Annotated in this window: 10 protein-coding genes; 9 read left to right on the top strand and 1 reads right to left on the bottom strand. The window is 63.2% G+C overall.

The window, feature by feature from the left end; all coding sequences use genetic code 11:
* Positions 1-58: 58 nt before the first annotated feature.
* On the top strand, positions 59-352 hold the full coding sequence (locus AC1RWL_RS08065) for a DUF6074 family protein (protein WP_493094193.1): 294 nt from the start codon (positions 59-61) through the stop codon (positions 350-352).
* A 2-nt stretch (positions 353-354) separates the two neighbouring features.
* Here the strand turns inward: AC1RWL_RS08065 and AC1RWL_RS08060 are convergent, their stop codons facing one another.
* Positions 355-936 (bottom strand): LysE family translocator, encoded by a 582-nt coding sequence (locus tag AC1RWL_RS08060; RefSeq protein WP_493094192.1) that lies wholly within the window; start codon positions 934-936, stop codon positions 355-357.
* 147 nt (positions 937-1,083) lie between these two features.
* Between AC1RWL_RS08060 and AC1RWL_RS08055 the strand changes: the two genes are divergently transcribed.
* The 8 genes from AC1RWL_RS08055 (at position 1,084) to AC1RWL_RS08020 (ending at position 11,479) form a co-directional block, all read left to right on the top strand.
* Positions 1,084-1,584, top strand: coding sequence for a heme-degrading domain-containing protein (locus AC1RWL_RS08055; protein WP_256116316.1), 501 nt, complete (start codon positions 1,084-1,086; stop codon positions 1,582-1,584).
* Between the two features lie 89 nt (positions 1,585-1,673).
* Positions 1,674-3,497 carry a sensor histidine kinase gene (locus AC1RWL_RS08050; RefSeq protein WP_493094191.1) on the top strand — a complete coding sequence of 608 codons (1,824 nt, stop codon included), beginning with the start codon at positions 1,674-1,676 and terminating at the stop codon, positions 3,495-3,497.
* Positions 3,494-4,849 (top strand): sigma-54-dependent transcriptional regulator, encoded by a 1,356-nt coding sequence (locus AC1RWL_RS08045; RefSeq protein WP_493094190.1) that lies wholly within the window; start codon positions 3,494-3,496, stop codon positions 4,847-4,849. The genes AC1RWL_RS08050 and AC1RWL_RS08045 overlap by 4 nt, the downstream gene beginning before the upstream one ends.
* A 198-nt stretch (positions 4,850-5,047) precedes the next feature.
* The gene (locus AC1RWL_RS08040) at positions 5,048-6,031 is read left to right on the top strand and encodes a tripartite tricarboxylate transporter substrate-binding protein (protein ID WP_256116318.1); all 984 of its coding nucleotides are present in this window, start codon (positions 5,048-5,050) and stop codon (positions 6,029-6,031) included.
* A 94-nt stretch (positions 6,032-6,125) separates the two neighbouring features.
* Positions 6,126-6,587, top strand: a complete 462-nt coding sequence (locus tag AC1RWL_RS08035) for a tripartite tricarboxylate transporter TctB family protein (protein WP_256116319.1) — start codon at positions 6,126-6,128, stop codon at positions 6,585-6,587.
* Positions 6,588-6,596: 9 nt separating this feature from the next.
* Positions 6,597-8,102, top strand: coding sequence for a tripartite tricarboxylate transporter permease (locus tag AC1RWL_RS08030; protein ID WP_256116320.1), 1,506 nt, complete (start codon positions 6,597-6,599; stop codon positions 8,100-8,102).
* Positions 8,103-8,233: 131 nt separating this feature from the next.
* Positions 8,234-9,118: a helix-turn-helix domain-containing protein gene (locus AC1RWL_RS08025; RefSeq protein WP_492647948.1), complete on the top strand. Its 885-nt coding sequence runs from the start codon at positions 8,234-8,236 to the stop codon at positions 9,116-9,118.
* 165 nt (positions 9,119-9,283) lie between these two features.
* A complete protein-coding gene (locus tag AC1RWL_RS08020; RefSeq protein WP_493094470.1) occupies positions 9,284-11,479 on the top strand; it encodes a TonB-dependent siderophore receptor in 2,196 nt (731 codons plus the stop codon).
* Positions 11,480-11,566: the final 87 nt, after the last annotated feature.

Here is an 11,566-nt window from a genome sequence, read left to right as displayed (position 1 = left end):
ACCGCACGTTAACCATGGGGCTCCTAATCATGGGGGGAAGATAAGGAAGCCCGAATCAATGCCCCCTCACGCCTCGGTCCAGCCGCGCCGCCGTTCCATTTCCGTCGAGACCGGACCGGTCGTCCCGTTTCCCGCCGAGCGCCGCACCGCCCATGTGCGCCGCTGTGCCGGAGAACTTGGCGGCTTGCATGGCGAGGATGCACGGCTTTACTGGCTGAAGGTCTGCCGGGAACTGGCGGAGGAATTGCGCAAGCTCGGATCGAACGAGAACCAGGCACGCGCCGCCGTTTTCGCGTTCCAGGATGAGGTCCAGCAGGAACTCATGCGCCAGCACGAACCGAACGATGTCTGATTTCAGATAAGGCCGGATGCGCTGCCGGCAAGACCAAGTGAAAAGACTACAAGGAAGGCGGCCGCGACCCTGTAGACCAGGCGCGGCGACAGAAGCGGCGCCCGCCCGACGAGGCTGCCCAGCACGAGAAAACTCGTGCCCGCACCCGCAACCAGCAGACTGAAAAGACCAAGCGCCGGCGCGATCTCCATCAGCGGGCCATGCGGCATGATGACGAGGCCGATGATCGGCGCTTTCGGATTGAGAACGGTCGTCAGGAAAACCTGGCCGATCGTGACGGGCGATGAGGCGTCCCGGTTCTCCTGGGTGGATGACAGGCGCCAAAGCCGGAACGCCAGAAACAGCACCCAGCAGGCGGCGGCCAGGCGAAGGGCAATTGCAAGCGCCGGGCGCCCATCCAGCAGCGCGGCCGCGATCGTCGCAAGTGGCACCACCACGGCGAGATAACCGGCGAGTTCTCCCAAAAGCAGCGGAAGGCTGGCGATGAAACCGCGCGCTGCCGCCCCGACCGTCAGCAAGGTGTTGGTCGGGCCGGGTGTCAGCAACAGCGCGAGGATGGCGAAGACGAAAAAGCTGTCCGGCATGATGACCCCGGGAACGGATGATTTGATCTCCCCTACCCTATGGCTTCCCCTCCCCGCAACCTTGATCTCCATCAAGTGGAAGACGCCCTTCCCCTTGCACGAGACTCCCGATAAGGATCGATCACGACAATCCGGATGGGGGACATGATGGCGGAGACGATTGCAGAAGATATCCGGCGGTTGGAAGAACAGGAACGGCTTCTGCGCTTCAGCCGGTTCAGCCCCGACGACGCCTGGGCGCTCGGCAATCGCGTGCGCGAAACGGCACTGGCTTTAGGCGCCGGCGTGGCGATCGATATTTCGTTGCGCGACCGCCCGCTCTTTCATTGCGCCCTGCCCGGCACGTCGACGGACAATGTCGAGTGGATCCGCCGCAAGCGCAACACCGTGTTGCGGCTCTGGCACTCCTCCTATCTCGTCGGGCGGCGGCTGGCACTGTCCGGCCGCGAGCAGCAGGAGGCGCACAATCTCAGCCTCACCGACTATGCCGTGCACGGCGGCGGTTTTCCGCTCTTCGTCGCCGATCTCGGCTGCGTCGGTGCGGTCACGGTTTCCGGCGTGCCGCAGCGCGTCGACCATGCGATCGTCACCGATGCGATTGCCGCATTCCTGAATGTCGACCTCGGCGAAAGCCGGCTGACCGACTAGCCCCCTCCCCTCTAGGAAAGAGGCAAGCGGCTGATTAGGATAGGCGGCGGCCAGCCGGCCGCGAGGAAGCGGAGAGGAGCCGTCGTTCCGTGAAGCTGCGTCATGCCCTGGCCTTCGCGATCCTGCCGGTCGTGGTCGTGCTCGCCATCCTGCAAGGGGGCACGCTGCTGACGCGCAGCTATATGGATGAAGCGTCGTCGCAGGCGGGGTCCGCTTTGCGTCTCGCCGTGGCTGCACTCGGTGGTCATCTCAGCCGCTACGAGCCCCTGCCCGCGCTGATCGCCGATCACGACGACATCGAGGCGCTGCTGCAAGCACCAAACGATCCGGCGCTGCGTCGTGTCGCAAACGAATATCTGAAGGAAATCAATGGCCTGCTGGAGTCCTCCGACATCTATGTGATGACGCCGGACGGCAATACGATTGCCGCCAGCAATTATGAGATGCCCGGCACCTTCGTCGGACAGAATTTCGATTACCGCCCCTACTTTCAGGACGCCATCGCGGGCCGGCAGGCGCGGTTCTATGCGTTGGGCACGACCTCGCTGAAACGTGGTTACTACTTTTCTTCTCCCGTGGATGTCGACGGCAGGATTCTCGGCGTCATCGTCTTCAAGGTCGATATCGATTCCATCGAGAGTTCCTGGCGCGGCGGTGAATACAAGATTTTCGTCGCGGATCCGGAAGGCATCATCTTCATGACGGGTAGCCCGGAATGGCTCTATTCCGGAATCCTGCCGCTCGACGCCGCGCGCCTTGCCCGCACCCAGGCCTCGCGACGTTATGCCGAGGCTGAGCTCAGGCCTCTGCCGGTTGCCGAGAGTGTTTACTACGGTCAACATCTGATGCGGATTGCCGGCGAGGGCACGACGCGGGAATATCTTCGTCTGTCGCATTACATGCCGGAAGCGGACTGGACGGTGAACGTGCTGCTCGACACGGCGTCGGTCCGAACCCAGGCGCGCACCGCACTCATCGCCATCCTGCTGTTCATCTGCCTCGCCACTCTTGGTCTTGCTGTCTTGTGGCAGCGCCGCGCGCGCATCGAAGAGCGGCTGCGCCTCCAAGAGGAGACGCGCAACGAGCTGGAACGTCGGGTTGACGAACGCACGGCGGACCTCGCCCGCGTCAACGAGCAGATCGAGCTGGAAATCGCCGAGCGGCGTTTGACCGAACAGGAACTGCGCAAGACCCAGGCCGATCTCATCCAGGCTGGAAAACTCGCGGGCCTCGGCCAGATGTCGGCGGCGCTTTCGCACGAATTCAACCAGCCGCTCGCCGCGGCAAAAACCTATGCGGATAGCGCCGCGCTGCTGATCGACCGCGGCCGCGTGCCGGAAGCGCAGGACAATGTGCGCCGCATCTCCAGCCTGATCGACCGCATGGCCTCGATAAGCCGGCACTTACGCAATTTTGCCCGCAAGCCGAACGAGAAACTTGGTCCCGTCCCCCTTCCCGACGTGATCGTCGACACGCTGGAAATCGTCGCGCCGAGACTGAAGGCAGCGGATGCGAGACTCGTGGTGCAGCTTAGCGAAGAGACGCTGATCGTGAAAGCCGGCCCGGTTCGCCTGCAACAGGTGCTGGTCAATATCATCAGCAACGCGGCCGATGCGGTGGAGGGGTTGGATGACCGGCGCATCGTACTGTCGGCATGTCGTGAAGAGGATCGGGTGATTGTCGAAGTACGGGACCACGGGCCGGGCGTGCCGGCGGCGATCGCCGAACGCATCTTCGATCCCTTCTTCACCACCAAGGGCGTGGGCAAGGGGCTTGGCTTGGGCCTTTCGATTTCCTATAATATTATCAAGGACTTCGGCGGAAACCTCTCCGTTGAAAACCATCCGGAAGGCGGCGCTGTTTTCCGCGTCGTGCTCGATATAGCGGCCTCCGTGCGGGCGGCGGCGGAATGACGGGGCCGCGCATTCTGCTGATCGACGACGAGGAGGAGATGCGGCGCTCCTCCGCGCAGGCGCTGGAATTGTTCGGCCTGGAGGTCGATACCTTTGCCAGTGCCGAACCGGTGCTCGAACTCATCGGCTTTGCCTTCGACGGTGTCGTGGTCAGCGATATCCGCATGCCGGGCATGGATGGCATGACGCTGCTTCAGCGCATTCGCGATGTGGATCCCGAAGTGCCGGTCATCTTGGTGACGGGCCATGCGGATGTGCAGCTTGCGGTAAGCGCCATGCGGGCGGGTGTCTATGATTTTCTCGAAAAACCGTTCACGGCGCAACACCTCGCCGGCATCATCCGCCGCGCCATGGACCGGCGGAGCCTGGTGCTGGAAAACCGTCGCCTGCGCGCCGTGGCCGGCAAGCGGGACGACATCGAGGCGCGCCTGCCTGGCCGCACCCAGGTCATGGTGGACCTGCGTTATAGACTGCGGGCAATCGGCGCGACGGACGCCGATACGCTGATCATCGGCGAAACGGGGGCCGGCAAGGAGGTGGTGGCGCGGGCGTTGCACGATATCAGCGCCCGGGCAAACCGCCCGTTCATCGCCATCAACTGCGCAGCGCTGCCGGAAAATCTCATCGAGAGCGAGCTTTTTGGCCATGAAGCCGGCGCGTTTCCGGGGGCGCTCCGGCCCCGTTACGGCAAATTCGAACATGGTCGCGGTGGCACGATCCTGCTCGATGAAATCGGCTCGATGCCCTTTGATCTGCAAGCAAAATTTCTACGCGTGCTGCAGGAGCGCGTCATCACCCGGCTCGGTTCCAACGAGCCCGTGCCGCTCGATGTGCGCTTCGTCGCGACCAGCAAGGTGGACCTGGAGGCGGAGGTCGCCGCCGGCCGTTTTCGCGCGGACCTGTTCTATCGGTTGAATGTCGCCACGCTGCATGTGCCGTCCTTGGCGCAGCGGCGGGCGGATATTCCCCTGCTCTTCCTTCAGCTCGTCCGAGAGGCCGCGGCGCGCTACGTCCGCAACGACGTCGAAGTTCCGCCGGAACTAATGACGGAAATTGCCGGCCGAAGCTGGCCCGGCAACGTGCGCGAGCTGCGCAATTCCGCCGATCGGCTGGTGCTCGGGCTCGATACTTCGCCGGAGGATGGTTCACCGGAGACCGGCCCGCAGCGGCTTGCGGACAAGGTGGCGGCCTATGAACGGGGGCTGATTGCCACTGCTTTGGCGGCTCATGGGGGCAGTCTCAAGCCGGTTTACGAGCAACTCGGCGTGTCGCGGAAGACGCTTTACGAGAAGATGCAGAAATACGGACTCGATAAAAACATCAGCGCGTCGGCCTTTCAGGACGATCTCTGATGCCTCAATGGGTGGATTTCCACCCATGGCTCGTCCGCTTTGTCCCCCATCCCACCCATCCGGCGCGGTTTACCGCCGTAAACTGGCCCGTAAATCCCCCTCGCCGCTTGCCGACCCGGCCTGCTGAGCCCCTTCTAGGCCATCCAGAACCGGCGCGGGAGGAGCCACGTCGGCTGGTCATTTCATCGGGAGGATTTGATGAAGACCTTGAAAACCCTGTTCGGCATCTCGGCCGCATTCGCCGTGTCGCTGCTTGCTACCTCTGCGCTTGGCCAGACCTATCCGGAACGCACCATCACCATGGTCGTACCCTTCGCTGCCGGCGGCCCGACCGATACGGTGACCCGCCTCGTCGCCGAAGCCATGTCGAAGGATCTCGGCCAGCAGATCGTTGTCGAGAACGTCGGCGGCGCCGGTGGCACGCTGGGTGCCGGCCGTGTGGCGAGCGCCGATGCGGATGGCTACACGCTGCTGCTCCACCATATCGGCATGGCGACCAGCGCGACCCTCTACCGCAAGCTCGCCTACGACACGCTGAACGCCTTCGAATATGTCGGCCTCGTTACGGACGTGCCGATGGCGATCGTCGCCCGCAAGGATCTGGAGCCGACCGATCTCAAGGGCCTGATCGAATATATGAAGGCCAACAAGGACACGGTGACGGTCGCCAATGCCGGCATCGGCGCGGCGTCCCATCTCTGCGGCATGATGCTGATGAGCGCCATGCAGACGCAGTTCGTCACGGTTCCCTACAAGGGCACCGGCCCGGCCATGACCGACCTGCTCGGCGGCCAGGTCGACGTGATGTGCGACCAGACCACCAACACGACGAAGCAGATCCAGGGCGGCACGATCAAGGCCTACGCCGTGACCTCACCGGCGCGCCTCTCCAACCTGCCGGATCTTCCGACGGCGGAAGAGGCCGGTCTTGCCGGTTTCCAGGTCGGCATCTGGCACGGCATCTACGCGCCGAAGGGCACGCCGGCTGAGGTGACCGAACGTCTCTCCAAGTCGCTGCAGGGCGCGCTGAAGGACCCGAACGTCATCGCCCGCTTCGCCGAACTGGGCACGGTTCCCTCCGCCGAAGCCGACGCGACGCCGGCCGCCCTCAAAGCGAAACTCGAAGGCGAAATCGCCCGCTGGAAGCCCGTGATCGAGGCTGCCGGCCAGTACGCCGACTGAGGTTCGCGCGGATCGGATCGTGACGGCGGTCAACGCCGTCACGATCCCTGACCGCCTGCGCGGCCCATTCCGGCCGCAGGATTAGGGGGATCCCATGAAACAATTCGAGTTCGACAGCACCAATGCGATATGCGGCCTGACCTTCATCGCACTTGGCGGCTTCTTTGTTTATCAATGCCTTAACCTTGAACTTGGCACGGCGTTTCGCATGGGGCCTGGCTATTTTCCGCTGGTTCTGGCGTCGATCCTGACGGTGCTCGGTGTCGTCGTGCTGGTGCAGGCGACGCGGGTCAAGGGCGAGCCGATGGGGCCGCTTGCGTTGCGCGGCATGCTCTTCATCCTGCCCGCGCCCGTCTTCTTCGGGCTCACAGTGCGCGGCCTCGGCTTCGTGCCGTCGCTGTTCTTCACCGCGCTTATTGCGGCTTTTGCCTCCAGCCGCATGACGCCGCTGATGGCGCTTCTGCTCGCTATCGCCATCACGGTGTTTTCCGTGGCGGTATTCAGCTATGCCCTCGGCCTGCCGTTCGAGCGGTTCGGCCCCTGGACCCGGCTGTAGGAGGCGACGATGGATCTTATCAGTAATCTCGCCCTCGGTTTCTCGACGGCCGCATCGCCGGAGAACCTGTTCTTCTGCCTCATCGGCGTCTTGCTCGGCACGCTGATCGGCGTGTTGCCCGGCATCGGCGCCACGGCGACCATCGCCATGCTGCTGCCCATCACCTTCCAGCTCGAGCCGGTCTCCTCGCTGATCATGCTCGCCGGCATCTACTACGGCGCGCAATATGGCGGCTCCACCACGGCCATCCTCATCAACATGCCGGGTGAATCCTCGTCCGCCGTGACGGCGATCGACGGTTATCAGATGGCCCGCAAGGGCAGGGCAGGGGCCGCCCTTTCTATCGCCGCGCTCGGCTCGTTCTTCGCCGGCACGGTCTCGACCTTCCTCGTCGCGGTGTTCGCCATCCCGTTGACTGCCGTCGCGCTGGAATTCGGCGCGGCTGAATATTTCTCTCTGATGGTCGTCGGCCTCGTCTCCTCGATCGCGCTGGCGCATGGCTCCATCGTCAAGGCGCTGGCCATGGTGGCGCTCGGGCTGCTTCTCGGCCTGGTGGGCACGGATATCTATACCGGCACGCCGCGCTTCACCCTGGGCATCCGGGAATATGCCGACGGGCTGAACTTTGTGGCGGTGGCGGTCGGTGTGTTCGGCATCGCCGAAATCCTGCGCAACCTCGAAGGCGAGAAGACGCGCACGGTGCTGATGGCGAAGGTCAGCGGCCTCTGGCCGACGAAGGACGACTTCAAGCGCATGGTGGGTCCGGTGCTGCGCGGCACGGCGATCGGTTCCGCGCTCGGCATCCTGCCGGGGGGAGGGGCGATCCTTGCGGCATTTGCGTCCTACACGGTCGAAAAACGCGTTTCCGATCACCCGGAAGAGTTCGGCCATGGCGCCATCGCCGGCGTCGCAGGACCGGAATCGGCCAACAATGCCGGCGCGCAGACCTCGTTCATCCCGCTGTTGACGCTCGGCATTCCGGCCAATCCGGTCATGGCGCTGATGGTGGGCGCGATGATCATCCAGGGCATCGTGCCCGGCCCGAACGTTGCGACGGAGCAGCCGACGCTGTTCTGGGGCATCATCGCCTCCATGTGGATCGGTAATCTGATGCTCGTGGTGCTGAACCTGCCGCTGATCGGCCTGTGGGTGAAGCTGCTGACGGTGCCCTACTACGTGCTCTTCCCGATCATCATGGCCTTCTGCTCGATCGGCGTCTACAGCGTGAACTCCAACGTCTTCGACCTCTATGCGGTCGCGATGTTCGGCCTTGGCGGCTACCTGCTGGTCAAGCTGCGCTGCGAGCCGGCGCCTTTGCTGCTCGGCTTCGTGCTCGGGCCGCTGCTGGAAGAGAACCTTCGCCGCGCCATGATCCTGTCGCGCGGTGACCCGACGACCTTCTTCACGCGCCCGATCAGCGCGGTCCTGCTGGCCATAGCGCTTGCGGTTCTCCTCGTCGTCTTCCTGCCGTCCGTCAAGGCCAAGCGTGAACAGGTTTTCCAAGAAGAAGACTAACTTAAGAAAAAACCTGCGGGGGAGGGAGGGGTGGCGCAAGCCGCCCCTCCTGCATTTTGGCGATATTGCAACGCCGCGAGATTCGGGTTACAAAACTTGACCAAAAACAGAAGGAATAGCCGGTAGGGAAGATGACGTTCCAGCCGCGCATGCAGAACAGGATCGAGGGCTTCTCCGTCGTCGGCGACCTTAGCCGCCGATATTGGAACGGCATCGTCGCCGATGTCTGGGACGTGGAATGCGCTGCCAATGCCGGTGGGTACTATGTTGGACGGGACCCGCGCCTCTTCATTCTGCTCGACAAGCGCGGTCCCGGCGAATCCCGCATCCGCCTGGCGCCCCGCGGCGAGGAGACCGTGGAGGACTGGCGGCATTGCCCGATCGCCTATATTCCCGCCGATTTCGAGCTCTGGGCGGATCTCGCGGACCACCAGTTCCTGCGCCATCTCGATCTGCATTTCGACGTGGAGACGATCAGCCGGCGGCTGGCGGAAGACCTCGATCCCGAACGGCTCGCCACGCCGCAGCTGTTCTTCTCCGACAGTCGCCTGCTCTCGCTGGCGCAGCTCATCGCCGCCGAATGCACCAATCCGCAGCCGCTGCACGACCTCTACGGCGACGGCCTGTCGCTGGCGCTGATCATTGACGTGATGAAGCTCGCCAAGGCGCCTAGCCGCAAGCGCAGCAAACTTGCCGGCTGGCAACTGCGCCGCGCGACCGATTTCATTGAAGAAAACTGCTTGCGCAATATCCGGCTGGAGGAGCTTGCGAGCCTCATCGGCCTGTCGCAATCCCATTTCAGCCATGCCTTCAAGGCCTCGACGGGTGTCGCCCCTCACCAATGGCAGGTGAATGCCCGGCTCAGGCGTGCCAAGCAGTTGCTTTTGAATGGTAATCAGCCACTGACGGAAATCGCCGCCGAAACAGGCTTCGCCGACCAGGCGCATTTCACTCGGGTTTTCCGGAAGAATTTCGGCACGACGCCGGCCCATTGGCAGAAGGCGCAGCTCGCCTGAGCGTGAGCCGCCGGGCGAATATTCATTATCCGGAAAATTGCCCAAGAACGTTCTATTTTCGGGGAATGTGACAAGCCCGACCATTAAAACTGAGTTAAGCACTCATCTTATCTTTGGAAGACCGTCCAGGCAGGCGGGCGGGTGAGTGGGGACGCGCAGATGATGATGAAGTCGAAGAACCAGCGGCGGTTGAGGCTGGCGCTTGCTTGCGGCACGGCGGCCATTGGCCTCCTGGCGCCACTTTCCACCTTCGCACAGGACGCGGAAGGCACGACGCGGCTGGAAGAGGTGCGGGTCGAGCAGGGCGACCCCAACGCGGTCGCCGATACGGGTGTCGAGCCCGTGCGCGGCGTCGTGGCGAAGACCACGCGCACCGGCAGCAAGGCGGCGACCGACCTCAACGAGATCCCGCAATCGGTCTCCGTCGTCGGCCGCGAGCAGATCGACGACCAGAGCCCGCAGAAGATCGACGAGGCCCTGCGCTACGTAGCGGGCGTGAATGCGTCCACCTACGGCACGGATTCCGACACGGACTGGCTCTTCATCCGCGGCTTCCAGGCCGAGCAGACCGGCGTCTTCCTCGACGGGCTTTCGCTTTTCCAGACCGGTTTCGGCACCTTTCTCGTCGATCCCTTCTTCCTGGAGCGCATCGAAGTCATCAAGGGGCCGAGTTCCGCGCTCTATGGCGGCGCCAATCCGGGCGGTTTCGTCAACTTCGTCAGCAAGCGTCCGACGGATGATCCGCTGCGCTATGTCGAGACAGGCATCAACAGCTTTGGCAACGGCTATCTCGGCCTCGATTTCAGCGACAAGCTCGGCAGTGACGATGCGCTGAAATACCGCCTGACCGGCAAGATTTCCGGCGGCGGCTGGGAGACGGACAAGTCGAACGATTTTCGTGGCACGATCGCGCCGAGCCTGACATGGCAGCCTGACGAAGATACAAGCCTCACAATTCTCAGCTCGTACCAGCATATCGACCTGACCCACACTAGCACGGGCTTCCTGCCGTATTTTGGCACCGTCAAGGATCAGCCGGGCGTCGGGCGCATCCCGACCGACCTGTTCTACGGCGATAAGAGCATCGATGAATATGATCGCCGGCAGGCCATGATCGGCTATGAGTTCGAGCATACCTTCGACAACAACTGGACGGTCCGTCAGAACCTGCGCTACGCCAGCGTCTCTCTCAAGGAAGACGCGCTGTACGCGAACGGATGGTCGCTGGCCGACCCGACGAAGCTCGCCCGTTACCGGTTCGCGCATGACACGGATGTCGGTATTTTCACGGTCGATAACCAGCTCGAAGGCGAGTTCGCGACTGGCGCGCTCGACCATAATCTTCTGCTTGGGCTGGACTACCGGCGCTATTCCATCGACCAGGCGCAGGCTGTCGGGTTCGGCGACCTGGACCTCGATCCGCTCAACCCCGTTTACGGCGTCGATCCTCCGGCGCTCGCAGCACCGTACCTGGATCAGGACCTGACACGCGACCAGCTCGGCCTCTACGCGCAGGACCAGATCAAGTTCGGCGGCGGGTGGATTGCGACGCTCAATGCCCGCTACGATTTCGTGAAGACCGAACTGGATGACAACATCAACGCGGCCAACTCCACGGAAAGCGACGAGGGCGAATTCACCTGGCGTGCAGCGCTCGCCTATGAGCTTGCAAATGGCCTGACGCCCTATGTCAGCTATTCGACTTCGTTCAACCCGACGACGACGACGGACAATGACGGCGACCTGCTGAAGTCGGAGACGGCAAAGCAGTGGGAAGTCGGCGTCAAGTATCAGCCGGACTTCATGGATGCCCTGATCACGGCGGCCTATTTCGATATCACGCGTGAAAACGTGCCGAGCACGATCACGGTCAATGGCATTCCGGAGACGGCGGCCATCGGCGAGGTGGAGGCCCGCGGCTTCGAAACCTCGATCCAGGCGAATGTCACGGATGGCCTGAAGATCATCGGTGCGCTGACCTATCTCGACCTGGAAGTCACCAAGGCGACGGGCGGCGCATTCGACGGCACGCCGGCCGGCAACACGCCGATCCAGGTTCCGGAACTCACGGCATCGCTCTGGGCGGACTATACCTTCCAGGACGATATGCTCCAGGGCGTCAGCGTTGCTGCGGGCGTGCGCCACATCGGCAAGTCCTGGGCGGACCGCGAGAACACGCTACGGGTACCCTCGGCCACGCTGGTCGATGCGGCCATCCGCTACGAGAAGGACAATTGGGGCGTCGCGCTGAACGTCTCCAACCTGCTCGACAAGGAATATGTCGCGACCTGCCAGGGCGCGAATTCCTGCGGCTATGGCGCGGGCCGCACGTTCATGCTGAAGGCAAGCACGTCGTTCTGATCCTGCCCGAAGGGCACAAGACAAAAAGCGCGTCAGGGGCTCCCTGGCGCGCTTTTATCGTTTTTGGCTTGTCGTGTAGCGTTCGAG

The sequence above is a fragment of the Shinella sp. GW821-FHT10F02 genome, assembly GCF_058809275.1.
The sequence above is the reverse complement of the archived record's forward strand: the minus strand, read 5'-3'. Positions and strand labels throughout refer to the sequence as shown.

What these genes read in the sequence shown, in the direction of transcription:
- AC1RWL_RS08030 (WP_256116320.1), top strand. Translation starts at nt 6,597, where the DNA reads ATGGATCTTATCAGTAATCTCGCCCTCGGTTTCTCGACGGCCGCATCG.
- AC1RWL_RS08065 (WP_493094193.1), top strand. Translation starts at nt 59, where the DNA reads ATGCCCCCTCACGCCTCGGTCCAGCCGCGCCGCCGTTCCATTTCCGTC.
- AC1RWL_RS08055 (WP_256116316.1), top strand. Translation starts at nt 1,084, where the DNA reads ATGGCGGAGACGATTGCAGAAGATATCCGGCGGTTGGAAGAACAGGAA.
- AC1RWL_RS08045 (WP_493094190.1), top strand. Translation starts at nt 3,494, where the DNA reads ATGACGGGGCCGCGCATTCTGCTGATCGACGACGAGGAGGAGATGCGG.
- AC1RWL_RS08020 (WP_493094470.1), top strand. Translation starts at nt 9,284, where the DNA reads ATGAAGTCGAAGAACCAGCGGCGGTTGAGGCTGGCGCTTGCTTGCGGC.
- AC1RWL_RS08060 (WP_493094192.1), bottom strand. Translation starts at nt 936, where the DNA reads ATGCCGGACAGCTTTTTCGTCTTCGCCATCCTCGCGCTGTTGCTGACA.
- AC1RWL_RS08035 (WP_256116319.1), top strand. Translation starts at nt 6,126, where the DNA reads ATGAAACAATTCGAGTTCGACAGCACCAATGCGATATGCGGCCTGACC.
- AC1RWL_RS08025 (WP_492647948.1), top strand. Translation starts at nt 8,234, where the DNA reads ATGACGTTCCAGCCGCGCATGCAGAACAGGATCGAGGGCTTCTCCGTC.
- AC1RWL_RS08040 (WP_256116318.1), top strand. Translation starts at nt 5,048, where the DNA reads ATGAAGACCTTGAAAACCCTGTTCGGCATCTCGGCCGCATTCGCCGTG.